This window comes from Alistipes provencensis, assembly GCF_900083545.1.
Lineage (GTDB): Bacteria > Bacteroidota > Bacteroidia > Bacteroidales > Rikenellaceae > Alistipes > Alistipes provencensis.
In genome coordinates this window covers 1891329-1913156 of record NZ_LT559262.1, presented here as the reverse complement: position 1 = coordinate 1913156, position 21828 = coordinate 1891329, and the positions used below count along the sequence as shown (strand labels likewise).

Annotated in this window: 15 protein-coding genes and 3 pseudogenes; 16 read left to right on the top strand and 2 right to left on the bottom strand. The window is 63.7% G+C overall.

Going from position 1 to position 21828, the window contains the following annotated elements; all coding sequences use genetic code 11:
- Nucleotides 1-146: 146 nt before the first annotated feature.
- Genes BN5935_RS07510 through BN5935_RS07490 form a run of 5 tightly spaced genes read left to right on the top strand, consistent with a single transcriptional unit; the run spans nucleotide 147 to nucleotide 5617 of the window.
- Nucleotides 147-1187: a DUF4434 domain-containing protein gene (locus BN5935_RS07510; RefSeq protein WP_064975562.1), complete on the top strand. Its 1041-nt coding sequence runs from the start codon at nucleotides 147-149 to the stop codon at nucleotides 1185-1187.
- Between the two features lie 3 nt (nucleotides 1188-1190).
- Nucleotides 1191-2576: a sugar porter family MFS transporter gene (locus BN5935_RS07505; RefSeq protein ID WP_064975561.1), complete on the top strand. Its 1386-nt coding sequence runs from the start codon at nucleotides 1191-1193 to the stop codon at nucleotides 2574-2576.
- An 11-nt stretch (nucleotides 2577-2587) separates the two neighbouring features.
- Nucleotides 2588-2998 carry an FAD-dependent oxidoreductase gene (locus BN5935_RS15720; protein WP_064975560.1) on the top strand — a complete coding sequence of 137 codons (411 nt, stop codon included), beginning with the start codon at nucleotides 2588-2590 and terminating at the stop codon, nucleotides 2996-2998.
- Nucleotides 2896-4221 carry an FAD-dependent oxidoreductase gene (locus BN5935_RS07495; RefSeq protein WP_235821044.1) on the top strand — a complete coding sequence of 442 codons (1326 nt, stop codon included), beginning with the start codon at nucleotides 2896-2898 and terminating at the stop codon, nucleotides 4219-4221. Before BN5935_RS15720 ends, BN5935_RS07495 begins: the two co-directional genes overlap by 103 nt.
- A 1-nt stretch (nucleotide 4222) precedes the next feature.
- Entirely contained in the window at nucleotides 4223-5617 is a 1395-nt protein-coding gene (locus tag BN5935_RS07490) for a Gfo/Idh/MocA family protein (RefSeq protein ID WP_064975559.1), read from the top strand.
- A 37-nt stretch (nucleotides 5618-5654) separates the two neighbouring features.
- Here the strand turns inward: BN5935_RS07490 and BN5935_RS07485 are convergent, their stop codons facing one another.
- Complete coding sequence (locus BN5935_RS07485; protein WP_064975558.1) at nucleotides 5655-7310, bottom strand: AMP-binding protein; 1656 nt, start codon at nucleotides 7308-7310, stop codon at nucleotides 5655-5657.
- Between the two features lie 4 nt (nucleotides 7311-7314).
- Entirely contained in the window at nucleotides 7315-7872 is a 558-nt protein-coding gene (locus BN5935_RS07480; protein WP_064975557.1) for a helix-turn-helix domain-containing protein, read from the bottom strand.
- A 375-nt stretch (nucleotides 7873-8247) separates the two neighbouring features.
- On the opposite strand from BN5935_RS07480, the gene hisG reads away from it, so the two are divergent.
- The 11 genes and pseudogenes from hisG to BN5935_RS07420 all read left to right on the top strand — a co-directional run.
- Complete coding sequence (hisG, locus tag BN5935_RS07475) at nucleotides 8248-9099, top strand: ATP phosphoribosyltransferase (RefSeq protein ID WP_064975556.1); 852 nt, start codon at nucleotides 8248-8250, stop codon at nucleotides 9097-9099.
- 15 nt (nucleotides 9100-9114) lie between these two features.
- Entirely contained in the window at nucleotides 9115-10410 is a 1296-nt protein-coding gene (hisD, locus tag BN5935_RS07470; RefSeq protein WP_064975555.1) for a histidinol dehydrogenase, read from the top strand.
- On the top strand, nucleotides 10407-11441 hold the full coding sequence (gene hisC, locus BN5935_RS07465) for a histidinol-phosphate transaminase (protein WP_064975554.1): 1035 nt from the start codon (nucleotides 10407-10409) through the stop codon (nucleotides 11439-11441). Before hisD ends, hisC begins: the two co-directional genes overlap by 4 nt.
- Entirely contained in the window at nucleotides 11438-12565 is a 1128-nt protein-coding gene (gene hisB / locus BN5935_RS07460) for a bifunctional histidinol-phosphatase/imidazoleglycerol-phosphate dehydratase HisB (protein WP_064975553.1), read from the top strand. Before hisC ends, hisB begins: the two co-directional genes overlap by 4 nt.
- Nucleotides 12562-13158, top strand: coding sequence for an imidazole glycerol phosphate synthase subunit HisH (gene hisH / locus BN5935_RS07455; protein ID WP_064975552.1), 597 nt, complete (start codon nucleotides 12562-12564; stop codon nucleotides 13156-13158). The genes hisB and hisH overlap by 4 nt, the downstream gene beginning before the upstream one ends.
- Entirely contained in the window at nucleotides 13155-13883 is a 729-nt protein-coding gene (hisA, locus tag BN5935_RS07450) for a 1-(5-phosphoribosyl)-5-[(5-phosphoribosylamino)methylideneamino]imidazole-4-carboxamide isomerase (RefSeq protein WP_064975551.1), read from the top strand. Before hisH ends, hisA begins: the two co-directional genes overlap by 4 nt.
- Nucleotides 13865-14651: pseudogene (gene hisF / locus BN5935_RS07445) on the top strand (imidazole glycerol phosphate synthase subunit HisF). The gene hisA and the pseudogene hisF overlap by 19 nt, the downstream one beginning before the upstream one ends.
- Nucleotides 14652-14658: 7 nt before the next feature.
- Nucleotides 14659-15279, top strand: a complete 621-nt coding sequence (gene hisIE, locus BN5935_RS07440) for a bifunctional phosphoribosyl-AMP cyclohydrolase/phosphoribosyl-ATP diphosphatase HisIE (protein WP_064975550.1) — start codon at nucleotides 14659-14661, stop codon at nucleotides 15277-15279.
- A 224-nt stretch (nucleotides 15280-15503) separates the two neighbouring features.
- Nucleotides 15504-16805: pseudogene (locus tag BN5935_RS07435) on the top strand (3-keto-disaccharide hydrolase); the annotation flags it as partial.
- 96 nt (nucleotides 16806-16901) lie between these two features.
- Nucleotides 16902-18182 (top strand): Gfo/Idh/MocA family oxidoreductase, encoded by a 1281-nt coding sequence (locus tag BN5935_RS07430; RefSeq protein ID WP_064975549.1) that lies wholly within the window; start codon nucleotides 16902-16904, stop codon nucleotides 18180-18182.
- 1303 nt (nucleotides 18183-19485) lie between these two features.
- A pseudogene (locus tag BN5935_RS07420) lies at nucleotides 19486-21807 on the top strand (3-keto-disaccharide hydrolase); the annotation flags it as partial.
- Nucleotides 21808-21828 lie beyond the last annotated feature (21 nt).

Here is a 21828-nt window from a genome sequence, read left to right as displayed (position 1 = left end):
AAACAAAAAAGCCAGTGGCCAGAAGTTTAGCAAACATAATAAGAACAAAAAGATGCAAACTATTAAAAATAATTACCATCAATCCTATTTTAAATAATATTTTTTATTATTTTTGTCCCCATCCGTTAAACCATTAACCGACCTGAATGAAACGAATTACCCTCCTGCTTCTGGCAGCGCTGCTGTTCACGGCATGCGGACGCAACCGCCCGGCCGACCCGTCGTCCCGGCTGATCGTCCCCACGAAGAACGCCCTTCCGATCACCGGCACCTTCCTCGACGAGATTTCCCACGACATCCCCCACCAGAACTGGGGCGAAAAGGAGTGGGACCGGGATTTCCGCTACATGAAGGCCATCGGCATCAACACCGTCATCCTGATTCGCTGCGGCTACCGCAAATTCATCACCTATCCCTCCGAGTACCTCCTTTCGCGGGGCTGCTACATGCCTTCGGTCGATCTGGTGGACATGTACCTGCGGCTGGCCGAGAAATACGGCATGAAGTTCTACTTCGGGCTCTACGACTCGGGCGAGTACTGGGACACGGGCGACATGACCTCGGAGATCGAGGCCAACCGCCACGTCATCGACGAGGTGTGGAAGATGTACGGCGAGAAATACAGCAGTTTCGGCGGCTGGTACCTGAGCGGCGAGATCTCCCGCGCGACGAAGGGCGCCATCCACGCCTTCCGTGAAATGGGCCTGCAATGCAAGCGTGTTTCGGGCGGCCTGCCGGTCTTCATCTCCCCGTGGATCGACGGCAAGAAGGCCGTCATGGCCTCGGGCGGCAAGCTCACCCGGGAGGATGCCGTTTCGGTCGAACAGCACGAGAAGGAGTGGGACGAGATATTCGCCGGCATCGCCGGGGCCGTCGACGCCGTGGCTTTTCAGGACGGGCATATCGACTACGACGAACTGGACACGTTCTTCGCCGTCAACAAGCGGCTCGCCGACAAATACGGCATGCAGTGCTGGACCAACGCCGAGTCGTTCGACCGCGACATGCCGATCAAGTTCCTGCCGATCAAGTTCGACAAACTGCGGATGAAGCTCGAGGCGGCGCAGCGCGCCGGCTACGACAAGGCGATCACCTTCGAGTTCTCGCACTTCATGTCGCCGCAGTCGGCCTACCTGCAGGCCGGGCACCTCTACGACCGCTACAAGGAATACTTCGAAATCAAGTAACCCATGAAAGGCATCGGATACATTCTGTTTCTGTCGGCGGCAGCCGCGCTCGGCGGATTCCTCTTCGGCTACGACACGGCCGTGATCTCGGGGACCATTTCGATGGTCACCGCCCAATTCGGGCTCAACGTAACGCTTCAGGGCTGGTATGTAGGGTGCGCCCTCGTGGGTTCGATCGCGGGCGTGTCATTCGCCGGCATGCTTTCCGACCGCTTCGGCCGGAAAATCTCGCTCTCGCTGGCGGCGCTGTTCTTCACGGTCTCGGCCGCAGGCTGCGCCGTCTCGGCCGACATCACGCAACTGATCGTCTACCGCATCATCGGGGGCGTCGGCATCGGCGTGGCCTCGATCATCTCACCTATGTATATCAGCGAGATCGCCGTCGCCAAACACCGGGGACGCCTCGTGTCGCTCTACCAGTTGGCCATCACCATCGGCTTCCTCGCGGCCTATATCGTCAACTATGCCCTGCTGAACTATGCCGGGCAGGGCACGCCGTCGGACTCGCTCTGGAGCAAGGTCTTCGTCACCGAACCGTGGCGCAGCATGCTGGGCGCCGAGACCCTCCCGGCGCTGATTTTCCTCGCGATCCTCTTCTTCATCCCCGAGAGCCCGCGGTGGCTCGTCGCCCGGGGCCGGACCGACTGCGCCCTCGCCATCCAGACGCGCATCAGCGGCAGCGAGGCGGACGCCCGCGGCGAACTGGGGCAGACCATCGAGCGGATCGAACGCGAAAAGGGTTCGGAATGGAAATTCCTCTTGCGCCCGAACATGCTGAAAGCCGTGGCCATCGGCGCCGCCATCGCCATTCTGGGACAGTTCATGGGGGTCAACGCCGTACTCTACTACGGGCCCTCGATCTTCGAGCAGAGCGGCCTCTCGGCCGGTGATTCGCTCTTTTATCAGGTGCTCGTCGGACTGGTGAACATGCTCACCACGGTGGTGGCGCTCGTCATCATCGACAAGGTCGGCCGCAAAAAACTCGTCTACTTCGGCGTCAGCGGCATGATCCTCTCCCTGCTGGCCATCAGTTGGTACTTCACCTTCGGTGCGGGGATGTCGAGCATCTTCCTGCTGGTCTTCTTCCTGCTCTACATCTTCTTCTGCGCCATCTCCATCAGCGCCGTGATTTTCGTACTGCTCTCCGAAATGTACCCCACCAAGGTGCGCGGTCTGGCCATGTCCATCGCGGGGCTTTCGCTCTGGGTCGGGACCTACCTCATCGGCCAGCTCACCCCTTGGCTGCTGGAGCGCCTGCTGCCGCAGGGCACATTCCTGCTCTTCGCCGTCATGTGCATCCCCTACATCCTCATCATCCGCTTCCTCGTCCCCGAAACCACGGGCAAAACCCTCGAACAGATCGAACAATACTGGGAGGAGAAAGCCTGAAAACCGACACTATGCTGAAACGAATATTACCGATACTGGGCGCCGCCGCGCTGTTCGCCGGCTGCGGAACGGAAGCCCGTTATGACCTGCTGATCGTCGGGGGCGGAGCCTCGGGAACGGCCGCCGGCATCACCGCCGCCCGCATGGGCTCGCGCGTGCTGCTCGCCGAGGAGACCCCGTGGCTCGGGGGCAGAACTCCCCGAAGAACGCTCGAACTGGGTCAGGCCGCGGGCGTGCTCGGCTCGCTGGCCGCCGCCCGGAACACCCGTCCGGAACAGATTCCCGTGCGCGACGTCCAGCGGGAACTGCTGGCGCAGGGGTGCTACCTGCTGCCGTCGGTTACGACATCGGCATGGACGCCCGCGCGGAGAGCGGCGAGGCCATCGCTCCCGAAGCGGCGAACGACATCGTGCAAGACCTGACCTATGTGGCTATTCTGCAGGAGTACGACCACGACGTCACCATCCCCCAACCCGAAGGGTACGACAAATCCGACTTCGCCTGTAGCTGCCAGTCGGCCAACTGCACCGACGCTACCCACGGCCGGGTGCTCTGGAGCCCGCGCGCGATGCTCGACTACGGGAAGCTCCCCAACGGCAAATACATGCTCAACTGGCCCATCGAGGGCAACGACTACTACGCCAACATCATCGAACTCCCGCCGGCGGAACGCGCCGCAGTGTTGGAGAAAGCCAAGCAGTTCACCCGCTGTTTCATCTACTACATCCAGCACGAACTGGGGTTCCGGAACATCGGCCTCGCCAAAGGCGAGTTTCCCACCGGGGACGGCTTCCCGCTGATCCCCTACCACCGCGAATCGCGGCGCATCCACGGACTTGTGCGCTTCACGGTCGAGGATGCGAAGAACCCCTACCGCAACACGCTCTACCGCACGGGCATCGCCGTGGGCGACTACCCCGTCGACCACCATCACCAGCGGCACCCGCAGTGGCAGAGCCTCCCCGAACTGCATTTCCACCCGATTCCCTCCTATACGATTCCGCTGGCGGTGATGCTGCCCCGGGAACGGCCGAACCTGATCGTCGCCGAGAAATCGATCTCCGTTTCCAACCTCGTCAACGGCACCACCCGGCTCCAGCCCATCACGCTCGAACTGGGTCAGGCCGCGGGCGTGCTCGGCTCGCTGGCCGCCGCCCGGAACACCCGTCCGGAACAGATTCCCGTGCGCGACGTCCAGCGGGAACTGCTGGCGCAGGGGTGCTACCTGCTGCCCTATCTCGACCTGCCGCGCGACGACGTCCACTTCGCGGCCCTGCAGCGCATCGGCGCGACGGGACTGCTCCGGGGCGTGGGAACGAATGTCGGATGGTCGAACCAGACATGGTTCCATGCCGACAAAAACGTCGCGGGCAGCGAACTCGCCGAGGGCCTGCGGTCGCTCTACCCGGCCATCGACTTCGGCGCCCTCTCCGATACGGTGACCGTCGCCGAAGCCGGCGACCTCCTCCGCCGGATCGTCCCCGACGCAAAGGTCGACGCCCCGACGTGGGATGCGCTGTCGCTCACGAACTTCGACCCCGACCGGGAGATCACGCGCAGCGAATTGGCCGTACTTTTCGACCATGCGGCAGACCCTTTCGACAACGTGGAAATCGATATTTACGGACAACCCAAAAACCAATGATATGAAACGTCTACTCCTATTTCTTTCATTCCTGCTGATCGGCTCCGCACTCTGCGGACAGACGGTCCACAACAGCAAATACTCGGTCAAAAAGGGCCGGATCGTCTTCGACACCCCCAAACGCGCCCAAGGCCAGCAGTCGATGCTGGGCTTCGCGGCCGAACCGATCCCGGTGGTCCGGGTCGGCATCATCGGACTGGGCATGCGGGGTCCCGGCGCCGTCACGCGGCTGGGATTCATCGACAACGTGGAGATCCGGGCGCTGTGCGACCTCTACCCCGAGCGGATCGAGGAGAACCAGCGGATACTCGAAAAGGCAGGCATGCCCCGGGCCGACGCATACAGCGGCGAGGAGGGTTGGAAACAGCTCTGCGAGCGCGACGACCTCGACTTGGTATACATCGTCACGCCGTGGCTGCAACACGTCCCGATGGCCGTCTACGCCATGGAACACGGCAAGCATGTCGCCCTCGAAGTCCCCGCCGCACAGAGCATCGCCGAGTGCTGGCAGTTGGTCGACACTTCCGAACGGACGCGCCGCCACTGCATGATGGTCGAGAACTGCGTGTACGACTTTTTCGAACTCACGACGCTCAACATGGCGCAGCAGGGTCTCTTCGGGGAGATCATCCACGCACAGGGCGGCTACGTTCACTATCTGGAGGAGTACTGGCCGGCTTTTCAGGGTAACTGGCGGCTCGAGTTCAACGAGCGCCATGCCGGGGACATCTACGCCACGCACGGCCTCGGCCCCATCTGTCAGGCGCTGAACATCCACCGCGGCGACAAGATGAATACGTTGGTTTCGGTCGCCACCGGGAGTTTCAACGGCCGGAAGATGAGCGGGAAGTCCGGCGGCAGCCGGGAGTTCCGCAACGGCGACCAGACCTCGACGCTCATCACGACCCAAAAGGGAAAGACCATCCTCCTGCAGCACAACGTCATGACGCCCCGCCCCTACGACCGCCTCTACCAACTGGTCGGCACCGACGGTTACGCCGCCAAATACCCGGTCGAGGGATATGCCTTCGGGGACCCGAACTTCGCCGGCAGCAAACGTCCCGACATCGAGGCGCTCAACACGCACGGCTTCGTCTCCGAGGAGCGGAAAGCCGAACTGATGCGGCAGTACGAGCATCCGATCCAGAAGCAGTTGTCCGAAAAGGCCAAGCAGGTCGGCGGACACGGCGGCATGGACTTCATCATGGATTACCGGCTGATCCACTGCCTGCAAAAGGGCCTCCCGCTCGATCAGGACGTCTACGACGCCGCCGAATGGTCGTGCATCGGGGAGCTGAGCGCGAAATCCATCGAGCACGGCCATATGCCGGTCGAGGTTCCCGACTTCACGCGCGGCGAGTGGAACCGGCTCCCGGGCCTCGTCTTCGCCGAATAAAAAAAGGGCTGCACCGAGGTGCAGCCCTTTTCCGTTGCTATTTTTCGTCCGCCGAGCGAATCTCCTTGCGGCGTATCTTGCCGCTGATGGTCTTGGGCAGCGACTCCACGAACTCGATCACACGCGGGTATTTATAAGGCGCCGTGATGCGCTTCACATGGTCCTGCAACTCCTTGACGAGCGCTTCACCGGCCTGCGCGCGGTACTTCTCCGCCAGAATAATCGTCGCCTTGACCACCTGCCCGCGAATTTCGTCGGGCACGCCCGTGATTGCGCACTCCACCACCGCGGGATGGGTCATCAGGGCGCTCTCGACCTCGAACGGCCCGATGCGGTAACCCGAACTCTTGATCACGTCGTCGGCGCGCCCCACGAACCAGTAATAACCGTCCTCGTCGCGCCACGCCATGTCGCCCGTGTAGTAAACCCCGTCGCGCCACGCCTCGTGCGTGAGCTCCTCATTGAGGTAGTACTCCTTGAAAAGCCCCAGCGGCTTGCCCCCGTCGGTGCGGATCACGATCTGCCCCTGCTCGCCGTCCTCGGCCGAACGGCCGTCGGGGGTCAGGAGGTCGATCCTATACTGGGGATTGGGCATGCCCATGCTCCCGGGCTTGGGCTCCATCCACGGGAAAGTCGCCAGCGTCAGCGTAGTCTCGGTCTGCCCGAAGCCCTCCATCAGCCGGATGCCCGTCAACCGCTGGAACGTGTCGTACACGGCGCCGTTCAGCGCCTCGCCGGCCGTCGTGCAGTACTCCAGCGACGAGAGGTCGTATTTCGTGAGGTCCTCGCGGATCAGGAACCGGTAGATCGTCGGAGGCGCACACAGCGAGGTGATGCGGTACTGTTCGATCTTGTGCAGTATCTCCACAGGGGTGAATTTCTCGTGGTCGTAGACGAAGATATTGGCCCCGGCCAGCCACTGCCCGTACAACTTGCCCCACGCGGCCTTGGCCCATCCCGTGTCGGCGATCGTCAGGTGGAGGCTCCCCTCGTGGAGGTTGTGCCACAGCAGGCCCGTGGTGATGTGCCCCAGCGGATAGGTGAAATCGTGGGCCACCATCTTCGGCTCGCCCGTCGTTCCCGACGTGAAGTACATCATCATGATGTCGTCGTTGGCGTTCACGCGCTCCGGACGCACGAAAGGCTCCGCCTGCGCGATGCCCTTGTGGAAATCGAGGAACCCTTCGGGAACCTCGGGCCCCACGCTCACCAGCACCTTCGTGGTGGGGCTTTCGGGCATGGCGGCCGCGATATGGTCGGTGATGACCGCTTCGCCGGCCGCGACGATGCCCTTGATCCGGGCCATGTTGCAGCGGTAGACGATATCCTTTTTGGTCAGCAGGTGGGTCGCGGGGATCACCACCGCCCCCAGCTTGTGCAGCGCGAGGATCGAGAACCAGAATTCGTAGCGGCGCTTGAGAATCAGCATCACCGCATCGCCCTTGCCGATACCTAAACTCCGGAACCACGAAGCCGTGCGGTCGCTCTCGCGCTTGAGGTCGGCGAACGTGAACTGAATCTCTTCGCCCCGGTCGTCGGTCCACAGCAGGGCCTTTTTGTCGGGCTGCTCGGCAGCGTAGGCGTCGACGACGTCGTAGGCGAAATTGAAATTCGCGGGAACGCGGATGTGCAGGTTTCTGCGCAAATCCTCCTGCGACGCGAAGGAGGTCTGTGTTAAAAATCGTTCTACCATCGCATTACATGATTATGGCCAGAAAGCGGACCGTTTTTCCGTCGAGGGCTTTCATCCCGTGGGGCTGCGCCGAGTCGAAATAGAGGCTGTCGCCCGGTTCGAGTTCGAACTCCCGGCCGTCGAGACTGATGAGCAGACGCCCCTCCAGCACATAGTTCATCTCCTGCCCGTCGTGGGAGTTCAGGTGCATCGGGGCGTCGGCCGGAGCCGGCTCCACCGTCACGATGAAGGGGTCGATCTTCCGCGCGCGGAAGCCCGAGGCCAGCGCCTCGTACCGATACGCCTTGCGGCGCTCCACCGACACGCCTTTTCCGGCGCGGGTGATGAAATAGGAGTTCATCCGGGGCTCCTCGCCGAACATCAGCACGTCGAGGCTGATCCCGTAATGGCGGGATATGGTTTGCAGCACGTTGACCGAGAAGTCGGTCTGTCCGCTCTCCATGGCCCGGTACTGTTCGAGGGTCAGGTGGCAGCTCTCGGCCACCTCCTGCTCCGACAGTTCGAGCACCTCGCGCAGCCCGCGCAGACGGGTCGCGATCGATTGAATAGGATCGTCACACATGGTTGTCGTTGTTTTGATAAACCTGAGCCGCCCTAACCGCAGCGGCAAGTCCGCGGTAAATATACTAAAAATTATTAGGAACGGCAATTTCCGGGGCAAAATGGCTCCATATATATCGGTAAGACGCCCGGCGAATAAAAAAACGGCCCGAATTTTGTTTTTTCCGAATGGAAACCCTATATTTGTCCCCAACGACAACAGCAATGACGAATTTCAACCATATCCATCATCACCATCACCACTTTACCGAGGGGTAGGTCGATCATGTATATGTGAAAACGCAATTATATGAAGCTCACCCCCTGCGGGTGGGCTTTTTTGTGTGCCGGGCCGCAGGTGGGTGTCCGAAAACGAAACGATCAACACACACCGAATATGCTTAGAATAGCCATTCAGGCCAAGGGCCGACTGAACGAACAGAGCATCGACCTGCTCGCCGAAGCAGGTATCCGCGTTGCCGAGAGCAAACGCAAACTCATCTCCCGCGCCGAGGGGTTTCCGCTGGAAGTCCTCTACCTGCGCGACGACGACATCCCGCAGGCCGTGGCTATGGGCGTCGCCAACGTGGGTATCGTGGGGCTGAACGAAGTGGCCGAGAAGGGCTTCGCCGTCGAACAGGTCATGGACCTCGGGTTCGGGGGCTGCCGCATCTCGCTGGCCGTGCCCAAGACGACAACCTACGAAGGTCCCGACTTCTTCCGCGGCAGGCGCATCGCCACCTCCTACCCCAACATCCTCGCCCGCTACTTCGCCGAGCGCGGCATCGAGGCCGAGATCCACACCATCGAGGGTTCCGTGGAGATCGCCCCGGCCGTGGGCATGGCCGACGCCATCTTCGACATCGTCTCCTCGGGCGGCACGCTCATCTCCAACGGGCTCACCGAGGTCGAGAAGGTCTTCTTCTCCGAGGCGGTGCTCATCGCCAACCCCGGGCTCGACAGCGACAAGCGCCGCGAGATGGAACAACTGACGTTCCGCCTCAACTCGATCCTCGACAGCCGCGGGATGAAATATGTGCTGATGAACCTCCCGAAGGAACGGCTCGACGACGCCATCCGCATTCTCCCCGGCATGCGCAGCCCGACGGTGCTGCCGCTGGCGCAGGAGGGATGGTGCTCGATCCACGCCGTAATCGCTCAGGACCAGCTCTGGGAGCGCATCGAACGTCTCAAGGAGATCGGCGCCGAAGGCATCCTGATCCTCGCCCTCGAAAACATGATCCGCTAAAACCCCGACCCCGCTATGGAAATCCTCAGAATCTACCCGAACCCGGAACGCTCCGAGTGGGCGGCCCTCACCGAACGCTGCACGCGGCAGGAGGAGGAGATCACCCGGCAGGTGACCTCGATCCTCGACGAAGTGCGCACGGGCGGCGACCGGGCCCTGCGCGAAATCACCCGCCGCGTCGAGGGACGCGCCCCCGAAACGTTCGAAATCCCCGCCGACGTCCGCCGCAAAGCCGCGGCGCTCATCCCCGCGGCGCTGAAAGAGGCCCTCGCCACGGCCAAAGCCAACATCGAAACCTTCCACCGGGCCCAGTTGCCCCCCGAAGTCAGCGTCGAACCGATGCCGGGCGTACGATGCGTCCAGCGGGCACTGCCCATCCGCCGCGTGGGGCTCTACATCCCCGGCGGCAAGGCCCCGCTGTTCTCCACGGTGCTGATGCTGGCCGTCCCGGCCCGTGTCGCCGGATGTCAGGAAGTCATCCTCTGCACCCCCGCCCGTCCCGACGGCACCGTCGCTCCCGAAATACTCTATGCCGCCGACCTCTGCGGCGTGGACCGCGTCTACGCCGTGGGCGGCGCACAGGCCGTAGCCGCCATGGCCTACGGCACCGAGAGCATCCCGCGCGTCGACAAGATCTTCGGTCCGGGCAACCGCTATGTCACCAAGGCCAAACAGTTAGTGGGGGCCAACGACGTGGCCGTCGATCTGCCGGCCGGACCTTCGGAGGTGCTCGTGCTGGCCGACGACGAAGCGTCGCCCGCCTTCGCCGCCGCCGACCTTCTCTCGCAGGCCGAACACGGGGGCGACAGTCAGGCGGTGCTGGTCTGCGCCTCGGAACGCTTCGCGCTCGACACCCGGCGCGCCGTCGGGGAGCAGTTGCAGCAGCTCCGGCGCGGCGACACCATCCGCGAAGCGCTCCGCCAAAGCCGCATCGTGGTGCTCGACAGCCGCGAGAAGATGATCGATTTCGCCAACGCCTACGCCCCCGAGCATCTGATCGTTTCGATGCGCGACGCGTGGCAGGCCGCGGCGCAGATCACCGCCGCCGGCAGCGTCTTCATCGGAGCATGGTCGCCCGAAAGCGCCGGCGACTACGCTTCGGGGACCAACCACACGCTGCCCACGGGCGGCTGGGCACGGGCCTACAGCGGCGTCAACACCGACTCTTTCCTGCGCAAGATCACCTATCAGGAACTCACCCGCGACGGACTTTCGGCCCTCTCCCCGGCGATCATCGCCATGGCCGAAGCCGAAGGGCTCGGGGCGCACGCCGCCGCAGTCCGCATCCGTCTGAAAAAACAGCACCCATGAAAACCCTCGAACAGTTGGTGCGCCCCAACATCCGGGCGCTGAAACCCTACTCCACGGCCCGCGACGAATATGCCGGCGGGGAGATATCGACGTGGCTCGATGCCAACGAAAACCCCTACGAGAACGGGGTCAACCGCTACCCCGACCCGCACCAGAAGAATCTGAAACAGCGCATCGCCGCCCTGAAAGGCGTGCGCGGGGAGCAGGTCTTCATCGGCAACGGCAGCGACGAGGCCATCGACCTCGCCTACCGCATCTTCTGCCGCCCCGGCGTCGACAACGCCGTCTCGATCGCCCCGACCTACGGCATGTACCGCGTCGCCGCCGACGTCAACGACGTCGAGATGCGCGAAGTGCCGCTCGGCGAGGAGTACGCTCTCCCGGTTGACGCCCTGCTCGCCGCGGCCGACGAACGGACCAAACTGCTGTGGCTCTGCTCCCCGAACAACCCTACGGGCAACGCCTTCCCGGCGGCCGACATCGAACGGCTCATCCGCCGTTTCGACGGCATGGTCGTGCTCGACGAAGCCTACATCGACTTCGCCTCCGAGCCGGGATTTCTCGCACGGCTCGACGAATTCGAAAACCTCATCGTCCTGCAAACCCTCTCCAAAGCGTGGGGCATGGCGGGGCTACGCCTCGGACTGGCCTTCGCGTCTGCCCCCGTCGCGGCGCTCTTCGCCCGCGTGAAATACCCCTACAACATCAACTGTCTGGCACAAGCCGCCGTTGCCGAACGGCTCTCGTTCGACATCGCAGGGCAGGTGGCGCAACTCCGCGCCGAGCGCGACGCCATCGCCCGGACCCTCGCCGCATGCCCCGCCATCGAACGGGTCTACCCCTCGGAGGCCAACTTCGTGCTGGTCCGCACTCCCGACCCCGACCGCCTTTACGACGCGCTGATCGCCGCGGGGGTCATCGTCCGCAACCGTTCGCGCATCCCGGGGTGCGAAGGGTGCCTGCGCATCACCGTCGGCCGCCCCGACGAGAACGCCCGGATGCTGGAAACCGTCAAAAATTTCACCCTATGAAAAAAGCCCTCTTCATCGACCGCGACGGCACCGTCATCGCCGAACCCGCCGACGAACAGATCGACAGCCTCGAAAAACTCGCATTCGTGCCCGGAGCCATCTCGGGGCTGAAAGCCCTCACGGGCCTCGGCTTCGACCTCGTGCTGGCCACCAATCAGGACGGACTCGGAACCGACTCCTTTCCCGAAGAGACGTTTTGGCCCGCCCACGAAAAGATGCTCTCGACGCTACGGGGCGAGGGTGTCGCGTTCGACGACCAGCTCATCGACCGCACCTTCGAGGCGGACAACGCCCCCACGCGCAAACCCCGCACGGGGATGTTCGGGAACTACCTCGACGGCAGTTGCGACCTCGCCGCGAGCTACGTCATCGGCGACCGCGCGACCGACATCCTGCTGGCCCGCAACCTCGGGGCCCGGGGCATCCTGCTGGCGCCCGCCGCCGAGGGGCTCCGGATGCTCGACGAAGCCGGTGCCGCCGACGCCTGCGCGCTGGTGACCGACTCGTGGGCCGAAATCGCCGAGTTCATCCGCCGCGGCGAACGCCGGGTGGAGGTCCGGCGCGAGACCCGCGAGACGCAGATCACCGTGCGTCTGGACCTCGACGGCCGCGGCGACTTCAACGGCGAGATCTCCACGGGACTGCGCTTCCTCGACCACATGCTCGCGCAGATCGCCCACCACGGCGGCGTGTCGCTGGCCGTGGATGCCCGGGGCGACCTCGACATCGACGAACACCACACCACGGAGGATGTGGCCATCACGCTGGGCGAGGCCATCGACCGCGCGCTGGGCTCCAAGGCGGGCATCGCCCGCTACGGCTTCGCCCTGCCGATGGACGACTGCCGGGCGCTGGTGCTCCTCGACTTCGGGGGCCGCATCGACTTCGAGTGGGACGCCGAATTCCGCCGCGAGCGGGTCGGCGACGTGCCGACGGAGCTATTCCGCCACTTCTTCCACTCGCTCTGCTGCGCCGCGCGGTGCAACCTCCAAATCTCGGCCCGCGGCGACAACGACCACCACAAGGCCGAAGCCATCTTCAAAGCCTTCGCCCGCGCCCTGCGCATGGCCGTCGGCCGGCAGGGCTTCGGATACGACATCCCCAGCAGCAAAGGAGTCCTATGACAGCGGTAGTCGATTACGATACGGGCAACCTGCGGTCGGTTGCCGACGCCCTGCACCGTGCCGGGGCCGAATTCATCCTCACGGCCGATCCCTCGCTGCTGCGCCGCGCCGACCGGGTGATCCTCCCGGGGGTCGGCGAGGCTTCGTCGGCCATGTCGAAACTCCGCGAACGGGGTCTCGACGCCGTCATCCCCACGCTCACGCAACCCGTGCTGGGCATCTGCATCGGCATGCAACTGATGTGCCTCGAAAGCAAGGAGGGCGGCGTCGGCTGCATGGGCATCTTTCCGGCACGGGTCCTGCGGCTCCCGACGGCCACGCAGACGGGCGAACGGCTGAAAGTCCCCCATGTAGGCTGGGACACCATCTCCGGCCTCCGCACCCCGCTGTTCCGCGGCATGGCCGAAGATTCCTATCTATATTACGTCCACTCCTTCGCCGCCGAGCCGTGCGATGCGACCATCGCCACGACCCGCTACGGGCGTCCGTTCAGCGCGGCGCTCGGCCGCGGCAACTTCTTCGGCACGCAGTTCCACCCCGAAAAGAGCGGCGCGGCAGGCGCCCGGATTTTACATAATTTTCTGAACCTATGATTGAAATAATTCCCGCAACAGACATTATAAAAGGCGAATGCGTCCGTCTTACGCAGGGCGACTACGCCAGCCGGAAGACCTACTACCGCGACCCGTTGGAAGCCGCCCTGCGCTTCGAGGAGGCGGGCATCCGCCGCCTGCACATGGTCGACCTCGACGGCGCGAAGGCTTCCGAACCGCGCAACCTCGCGGTGCTGGAACGCGTGGCGACGCGAACGGGGCTCGAAGTGCAGTACGGCGGCGGCATCAAGAGCCGTGAAGCGCTGCGCAGCGTCTTCGACGCCGGGGCCGGCCGCGCCATCTGCGGCAGCCTCGCCGTCCGCGAACCCGAACGCTTCGCCCAGTGGCTCACGGAGTTCGGACCCGAACGGCTGATCCTCGGGGCCGACATCCGCGACGGCGCGGTGGCCATTCAGGGCTGGCTGGAAAGCTCGGCCCTCTCGGCTCCCGAACTGATCGAACGCTTTCTACCGCAGGGCCTTACGCAGGTCATCTGCACCGACATCTCACGCGACGGCATGCTGTGCGGGCCTTCGGCGGCCTTCTACGCCGAACTGCAAAACCGCTTTCCGGGGGTGGAGATCACCGTCAGCGGCGGCATCTCGGCGATGGACGACATCGGGGAGCTCGACCGGCAGGGCCTGCGGAGCGTCATCGTCGGCAAAGCCCTCTACGAAGGGCGCATCACCCTCAAAGAACTCGAACGATGCTTGCGAAACGCATAATCCCCTGCCTCGACATCCGCGACGGCCAGACCGTCAAAGGCATCAACTTCGTGGGGCTGCGACAGGTCGGCGACCCCGTGGAACTCGGCGCGAAATATGCCTCCGAAGGGGCTGACGAACTGGTTTACCTCGACATCAGCGCCTCGGAGGAGGGCCGCAGGACCTTCACCGAACTGGTCGCGCGCATCGCCGCGCGCATCGACATCCCCTTCACCGTCGGGGGCGGCATCTCGTCGGTCGACGACGCCTGCAGGCTGCTCGACGCCGGGGCCGACAAGATCACCCTCAACAGCGCCGCCGTGGCCAATCCCGCGCTGATCGACGCCATCGCCGCCAAATACGGCTCACAGTTCGTCGTGGCGGCGATCGACGCCCGGACCGTCGACGGCCGCTGGGTCGTCACGACCCACGGCGGCAAACGCCCCACCGAACGCGAACTCTTCGTCTGGGCCCGCGAAGCCGCCGACCGCGGCGCGGGCGAGATACTCTTCACCTCGATGGACCACGACGGCACCAAGAACGGCTATCCGTGCGACACCTTCGCGCGGCTGGCCGAGCTCCCCGTCCCGATCATCGCCTCGGGCGGCGCCGGCACGCGTCCCGATCATCGCCTCGGGCGGCGCCGGCACGGTGGACCACATCGCCGACGTGCTGACCCTCGGCCGCGCCGACGCAGCGCTGGCCGCCAGCATCTTCCACTACAACGAAATTCCGATCCCCGTGTTGAAGCGGGCCTTGAACGAACGCAATATAAACGTCAGATTATAACACCATTATGAAAATCGAAGGAAAACCGTTTTCGGCGCTCAGCGCCGCAAAACTCCCCGGCGGACTCGTCCCCGCCGTCATTCAGGACGCCCGCACCCTGCAAGTGCTCATGCTGGGCTACATGAACGAGGAGGCTTACGACAAGAGTCTCGCCGAAGGGCGCGTCACCTTTTACAGCCGTTCGCGCCGGTGTCTGTGGACCAAAGGCGAGACCAGCGGCAACTGGCTCGACATCGTATCCATCGCCGCTGACTGCGACGACGACACGCTACTCGTGCGCGTCATCCCCCACGGCCCGACCTGCCACACGGGATCGAAGACCTGCTTCGGGGAGGCCGTGCCCGAGACCGAAGGTTTCATCCGCTACCTGCAGAGCATCATCCAAGGCCGCCACGCCGAGATGCCCGAAGGCTCCTACACCACCAAGCTCTTCAACCGCGGCGTGAACAAGATCGCGCAGAAAGTCGGCGAGGAGGCCGTGGAGACCGTCATCGAAGCCGTGGCCCAGAACCGCGAGGCGATGATCTACGAGGCTTCGGATCTCGTCTACCACCTGCTCGTGCTGCTCGAAGCCACGGGCTGCTCGATCGCCGACCTCGAAAAGGAGCTGGCGCGCCGTCACTCCTGATCCTCACCGGGTCCCGGAATCCGGACCGCCGGGTACAATGCCGCAGGGTGCTAAAAAGCACCCTGCGGCATTTTTTTAGACCCGATCCGTCATTTTTTCGCCTTTTATGCTGGCAATCCCCATAAAAAAGGTTACATTTGTGAAATAGCCTCCGGGAAGAAACAACATCCAACTTACCCGGTTAAGAATACCAAAAAACACGAATTCTACCTAAACTGCATCTTATGAAACGAAACTTGCACCGAAACCTGCTCCGCACGTTGTTGGGGTCGGGAATCATCGCAGCCTGCCTCTGTTCCTGCGGGCCCAAGCACAACACCCTCACCGAAGCCGAGATCGCCGACGGATGGCAACTGCTCTTCGACGGAAAGACGCTCGACCAATGGAAAGACTTCAACGGCGATTCGCTGACGATGCCGTGGCACGTCGTGGACGGCTGCATACAAGCCGCGGGCGACGGCAGCGACCTGACAGGCTACATCGTCACCAAGAAACAATACGAAAATTTTATCCTCGACTGGGACTGGAAACTCTCCCCGGGCGGTAACAGCGGCATGCTCTACCATGTGGTCGAGAACCCCTATTTCGCCGTTCCCTACGTCACCGGGCCCGAATACCAACTGATCGACAACGACGGCTGGGAGGCCCAGAACGCCCCGACGAAACTCGAGCCGTGGCAGCGGCTGGGCGTGGATTACGCCATGCACCTGCCCGACGCCGATTCGATGTCGGTCAATCCGCAGGGCGAATGGAACTCCTCGCGCATCGTCTGCGACAACGGTCACATCGAGCACTGGCTCAACGGCCGCAAAATCCTCGAATTCGAAGCATGGACCGACGACTGGTTCGCCCGCAAGAACAGCGGCAAGTGGGAGACGGCGCCCGAATACGGGCTGGCGCACCGCGGCGTGATCTGCCTGCAGGACCACGGCTACCCCGCCTCGTTCCGCAACCTGAAGATCAAGGAGCTGCCGCTTAAAGCCGGTAAGGAAGTGGAGCTCTTCAACGGCCGCGACCTGACGGGCTGGGAGGCTTACGGAACCGAGAAATGGTATGTGGACAAAGAGGGCAACCTCGTCTGCGAGAGCGGTCCCGACAAGCAGTACGGCTACCTCGCCACACGGGAATATTACAATGATTTCGACCTCACGCTGGAGTTCAAACAGTTGTCGAACGGCAACTCGGGCGTCTTCTTCCGCTCGTTCGTCGAGCCGCCGGTGAAGGTTCACGGCTGGCAGTGCGAAGTGGCTCCCAAGGGGCATGACACGGCGGGCATCTACGAATCCTACGGCCGCGGATGGCTGGTGCAGATTCCCGACGAGAAGGAGTCGATTCTCAAAGAGGGTGATTGGAACACGCTGCGCCTGCGGGTGCAGGGCGACCGCGTGCAGACGTGGCTCAACGGCGTGGAGATGGTGGACATCACCGACGCGAAGATCGGCGCCGCACAGGGACGCATCGCCCTGCAGATTCACGACGGCGGAGGTATCAAAGTCCTCTGGCGCAACCTCCGACTGCGCACGCTGCTGCCGAAGGAACCGGCCGAAGGGTCGGCCTGCTGTGCCGCGAAACAGGCTGCAAATCAGACAACCGAACGCTAACGAGATAACCAACCCAAAGATATGAGTTCCCGCAGAGACTTTCTCAAAACGCTGGGCGGCATGGCGCTACTGACCGTCGTGCCGCGCAGCGTGCTCGGAGGCCCGAAATTCGTCGCTCCGAGCGACCAGCTCACCAAAGGCATCATCGGTGTGGGCGGCATCGGCAAGAGCAGCTACCACTTCACCTCCACCGACGCCTGCCGGCTGGTAGCGGTCTGCGACGTCGACCGAAACCACCTCGACAGCGCCGTGACGCTGGGCCGCAAGAAATTCGACAAGACTCTCGAGGCCTATCACGACTACCGCGACCTGATCACCGACCCCAACGTCGACATCGTGCACATCGCCACCCCGCCCCACTGGCACGGCCTGATGGCCGTCGAGGCGGCCAGGGCCGGTAAGGACATCTGGTGCGAGAAACCGATGACGCGCACCATCGGCGAAGGCAAGCGTGTCGTGGAGGCCGTGAAGCAGAACGGCCGCATCTTCCGACTGAACACATGGTTCCGTTTCAAGGACACCTTCTACGGACTGGGCACGACGGTCGAACCGCTGAAGAAGCTCGTCGACAGCGGTCTGCTGGGATGGCCCCTCAAGGTGACCATTTCGGGGGCTACGGGATTCGCATGGAAATTCTTCTGGGTGGGGCAGGAGAACCTCACGCCGCAGAGTGTTCCGGCCGAACTGGATTACGACATGTGGCTAGGTCCGGCGCCCTACAAGCCCTACAACAAACACCGCGTCCACGGTACGTTCCGCGGTTACTGGGACTACGACGGAGGCGGACTGACGGACATGGGACAGCACTACATGGACCCCGTGCAGTATCTGCTGGGCAAGGACGACACCTCGCCCGTGAAGATCGAGGTCGACGCCCCGCAGCAGCATCCCGACGCCGTGGGTATCTGGCACCGAATCGTCTACACCTATGAGGACGGCTGCCAGATCGTCCTCGAGGGCGAGGGCTACGAAAGCAAGGGCAAGGTGCCCTACATCGAGGGGCCGCTGGGCAAAGTCTATCAGGGATTCGAATGCACGATCCCGGACGTCATGGAGAAGATTTCCGAGATGCCCGATCCCGAACCGCAAAACACCGATTTCCTCCGGTGCGTCCGCACCCGCGAGCGTTTCGCCCTCGACGAGATCAAGGGCCACCGCAGTTCGACGCTCGTGAATCTGGGCGCCTGCGCCCTGCGGCTGAACCGCACGCTGCATTTCGATCCCGACACACAACTGTTCGTCGGCGACGATGCCGCCAACCGACTGATCGACCAGCCGATGCGCACGCCGTGGAAAATCTGACTTAACCCTGCAAACCTGAAAAAACGATGAAAAAGATACTGATAATTCTCCTGCTGGCCCTCGTGCCGTTCGCCGCCGGGGCGCAGGATGCACGCCAGCGCACCGCCGCGACGATCGTGGCGGACGGACTGAACCAACTTCCGGCGCAGAATCCCAAGGCGTTCGACAACGTGATGCAGGAGCTGGCCGCCACCGGCGCCGAAGGAATCCGGATGATGGCCGGCATGCTCGTCCCCGCCTCCGAAGGCAAGAACGCCGCCGTGGAGTATGCCATCAACGGCGTGGTGAGCTATGTGACCGCCGCAGGCCGCGAAGAGCTGGCCCGGGAGGTCCGCACAGGACTCGCCGAGGCTGTGGAAGCCTCGACGGACAAACCCAATCAGGCATTCCTGCTCTCGCAGCTCCAGCTCTGCGCGACGACCGCCACGGCACCCGTGTTCGTGAAATACGCCGCGGACGAATACCTCGCGGACTACGCCGTGCGAGGGCTGATCTCCACGCCCGGAACCGACGGGGAAATTCTCTCTCTGATCCTACGAAGCCCTGCCCCGAAAGCCTTGCTGGCCTATGCCGCCGCTGAAAAGCGCCTTACGGCCGCCGAACCCGCGCTGCTGAAATGGGCCGCGGACCCCACGGCCGATGAAGCCACGAAAGAGGCCGTCTGCAACGCACTGGCGAAGTGCGGCAGCGAAGCATCGCTCCCGACCCTCGCCGCAGCGGCCAAAGCCGCCAATTACGCCTTTGAGAAGAGCCAAGCCGCAAGCGCCTACATCGAACTGCTGACGCGCCTTGCCGCCGCAGGGAACAGCAAGGCCCTCGCCGCGGCCAAAGCCTTGCGGAAAGCCGGCATGCCGCAGAACGTGCGCATCGCCGGACTGGGGATCGTACTGCGTTCGGATGCCAAGAAACAAACCTCGGAGGTGCTCGCCGCACTGAAAGACGCCGACCGGGCCTACCGCTGCGCGGCGCTCGACTTCGCCACGGAGTTCGCCGACGACGCCCTCTACGCCGCCATCGCCCGAAAACTGCCGTCGCTGAAGGACAACGCCGCCAAAACCGATGTCATAAGCTGGTTCGGAAGCCGTCACGCCGCATCGCAGGCCGGAACGGTCATCGCCGCCATCGCGTCGCCCGACACGGAACTCTCCCTCGCGGCCATCCGCGCCGCCGGCAGGATCGGCGGGCAGGAGGCGCTGGAGACCCTCATCGCCCAGCTCGACGGTCCGCACGCCCGGGAGGCGTCGGCCGCCCTCGCTGCCTTCAACGGCAAACCCAACGCCGCGTTCGTGGCCGCCCTCGACGNGTCATAAGCTGGTTCGGAAGCCGTCACGCCGCATCGCAGGCCGGAACGGTCATCGCCGCCATCGCGTCGCCCGACACGGAACTCTCCCTCGCGGCCATCCGCGCCGCCGGCAGGATCGGCGGGCAGGAGGCGCTGGAGACCCTCATCGCCCAGCTCGACGGTCCGCACGCCCGGGAGGCGTCGGCCGCCCTCGCTGCCTTCAACGGCAAACCCAACGCCGCGTTCGTGGCCGCCCTCGACGGCACGCCCGCCACGCAGGCCAATGCGCTGAAACTCGTCGCCCAACGCCGCATTACGGGCGCCGCCGACAAGGTATTCGCCCTGCTGGAATCCCCCGATGCCGCCGTGCGCGCCGCCGCATACGACGCGCTGGCAGGCGTCACCGCGCCGAAGGACTTCGACCGGCTGTGCGACCTGTTGGACAAGGCGCAGGAAGCCGACGTGAAGGCCCTGCAGGCCGGATTGAAAAACGCGCTGGCCAAAGAGACGCCCTCGGCGCAGTATGAAAAGACCATGGCGCGGATGTCCGCCGCCCCCGCGAAAGCCCGCTATTATCCCCTGCTGGCACAGGCCGCCAACAAGGAGGCGATCGACGCCCTGCTGGCCGCCGGCAACCGCGAAGCCGCCTTCGCCGCCCTGCTGACGGTTCAAAACCCCGCGATGGTCGGGGTGCTGTACGACCTCGCCGGGCAGAACCCCGCATGGACCGATGCGGCTCTGGCCCGCTACACGGATTTCGTGGCGGCATCCCCCGACACGGCCGTCCGCAAATACCAGCTCTACCGCCGCGCCCTCGAACTGAACCCTTCGGCCAAGGTGCAGAACAAGTTGCTCAAAGCGCTCGCCAAAGCCCCGGAGTTCCCAGCGCTCATATTCGCCGCGAAATACATGAACAACCCGGCAACGGCAGAAATGGCCGCGCTGGTCGTGAAGACCGCAGCGGCGAAGAACCCCGACATGGGCGGCGAGACGGTTTCCGCAGCGCTGAAAAAGGCGCAGGAGGTCTACGCCGGACTGGCCAAGTCCGACGCCGACGCGGGTTACGCCGTCGACGAGATCAAAGGACTGCTGGCGAAACTCCCCGCCGAAGGATTCGCCCCGGCATCCCTCGCCCCGGGCGACTGGAAAGCCGTCGCAGGCAATCCCGACGTCCTCAAAGCCATGAAGGCCAAAGCGCTGGCCAAGGCGCAGCAGGAGGCTGACGCCGCAGCGTCAAAAGCATGGAGCGCTGTGAACGGCGTACTCACGGGAACCGCCGGAGCCGCAACGGTCGGCTCGGCGAAGAATTATGAAAACTTCAGCCTGATCGTCGACTGGAAAACCGACGGCGAAGCGGGTCTCGGCATCCGCTCGATCCCGCAGATCGCCCTCGGAGGCCGGAACGCCGGAGCCCTGACGGGCAACATGCTCCACGAAAACACCTCGCCCACGGAGGCCGCCAACAAGCCCGGCGAGTGGAACACGATGGAGGTACGGGTCGTGAACGACCGGGTGACGGTGGTCCTGAACGGCGTCACGACCTGCCGGAACGTGATCCTCGAAAACACCTGCAACCGCGAGATCCCCGCCTACACCGAGGGTCAGATCCTGCTCGTCGGAGGCACAGCCCCCGTCAGCTTCCGCGAAATGTACATCCGCGAACTGCCCCCGACGCCGCGCTACGAACTTTCGCCCGAGGAGGCTGCCGAAGGTTTCGAAGTACTCTTCGACGGAACCTCGATGCACAAGTGGACCGGCAACACCACCAACTACGTTCCCCTCGACGGCACGATCTACGTCACGGCGCAGTACGGCGGCAGCGGAAACCTCTACACCAAGAAGGAGTACAGCGACTTCATCCTGCGTTTCGAGTTCCAGTACCTGCAGGAAGGGGTCAACAACGGTATCGGCATCCGCACCCCGATGGGCGTGGACGCCGCCTATCACGGCATGGAGATTCAGATCCTCGACCACGATGCTCCCATCTACAAGAATCTGCGCGAATACCAGCAGCACGGCTCGGTCTACGGCATCATCCCGGCCCGGCGCGTGAAGTTCCCGCCGCTGGGAACATGGAACGTCGAGGAGATACGCGCCGTGGGCGACCGCATCACCGTGACGGTCAACGGCGAGGTGATTCTCGACGGCGACATCCGCGAAGCCTGCCAAGGACACAACGTGGCCCCCGACGGAGCCAAAGAGAACCCCTATACGGTCGACCACCGGAATCATCCGGGACTGTTCAACCCCACGGGACACATCGGTCTGCTCGGACACGGCCCCGGCCTGAAGTTCCGCAGCATCCGCATCAAGGAGCTGCCCTCGGGAAAAAGAGTGAAATAGAGAAGCCGCACGGCCGTAGGA

Bases quoted from the DNA above. Each gene is read 5' to 3' on its own strand.
- hisG (WP_064975556.1), top strand. From the start codon at position 8,248: ATGCTTAGAATAGCCATTCAGGCCAAGGGCCGACTGAACGAACAGAGC.
- hisIE (WP_064975550.1), top strand. From the start codon at position 14,659: ATGAAAATCGAAGGAAAACCGTTTTCGGCGCTCAGCGCCGCAAAACTC.
- BN5935_RS15720 (WP_064975560.1), top strand. From the start codon at position 2,588: ATGCTGAAACGAATATTACCGATACTGGGCGCCGCCGCGCTGTTCGCC.
- hisD (WP_064975555.1), top strand. From the start codon at position 9,115: ATGGAAATCCTCAGAATCTACCCGAACCCGGAACGCTCCGAGTGGGCG.
- hisH (WP_064975552.1), top strand. From the start codon at position 12,562: ATGACAGCGGTAGTCGATTACGATACGGGCAACCTGCGGTCGGTTGCC.
- BN5935_RS07485 (WP_064975558.1), bottom strand. From the start codon at position 7,310: ATGGTAGAACGATTTTTAACACAGACCTCCTTCGCGTCGCAGGAGGAT.
- BN5935_RS07510 (WP_064975562.1), top strand. From the start codon at position 147: ATGAAACGAATTACCCTCCTGCTTCTGGCAGCGCTGCTGTTCACGGCA.
- hisB (WP_064975553.1), top strand. From the start codon at position 11,438: ATGAAAAAAGCCCTCTTCATCGACCGCGACGGCACCGTCATCGCCGAA.
- BN5935_RS07505 (WP_064975561.1), top strand. From the start codon at position 1,191: ATGAAAGGCATCGGATACATTCTGTTTCTGTCGGCGGCAGCCGCGCTC.
- hisA (WP_064975551.1), top strand. From the start codon at position 13,155: ATGATTGAAATAATTCCCGCAACAGACATTATAAAAGGCGAATGCGTC.
- BN5935_RS07490 (WP_064975559.1), top strand. From the start codon at position 4,223: ATGAAACGTCTACTCCTATTTCTTTCATTCCTGCTGATCGGCTCCGCA.
- hisC (WP_064975554.1), top strand. From the start codon at position 10,407: ATGAAAACCCTCGAACAGTTGGTGCGCCCCAACATCCGGGCGCTGAAA.
- BN5935_RS07430 (WP_064975549.1), top strand. From the start codon at position 16,902: ATGAGTTCCCGCAGAGACTTTCTCAAAACGCTGGGCGGCATGGCGCTA.
- BN5935_RS07480 (WP_064975557.1), bottom strand. From the start codon at position 7,872: ATGTGTGACGATCCTATTCAATCGATCGCGACCCGTCTGCGCGGGCTG.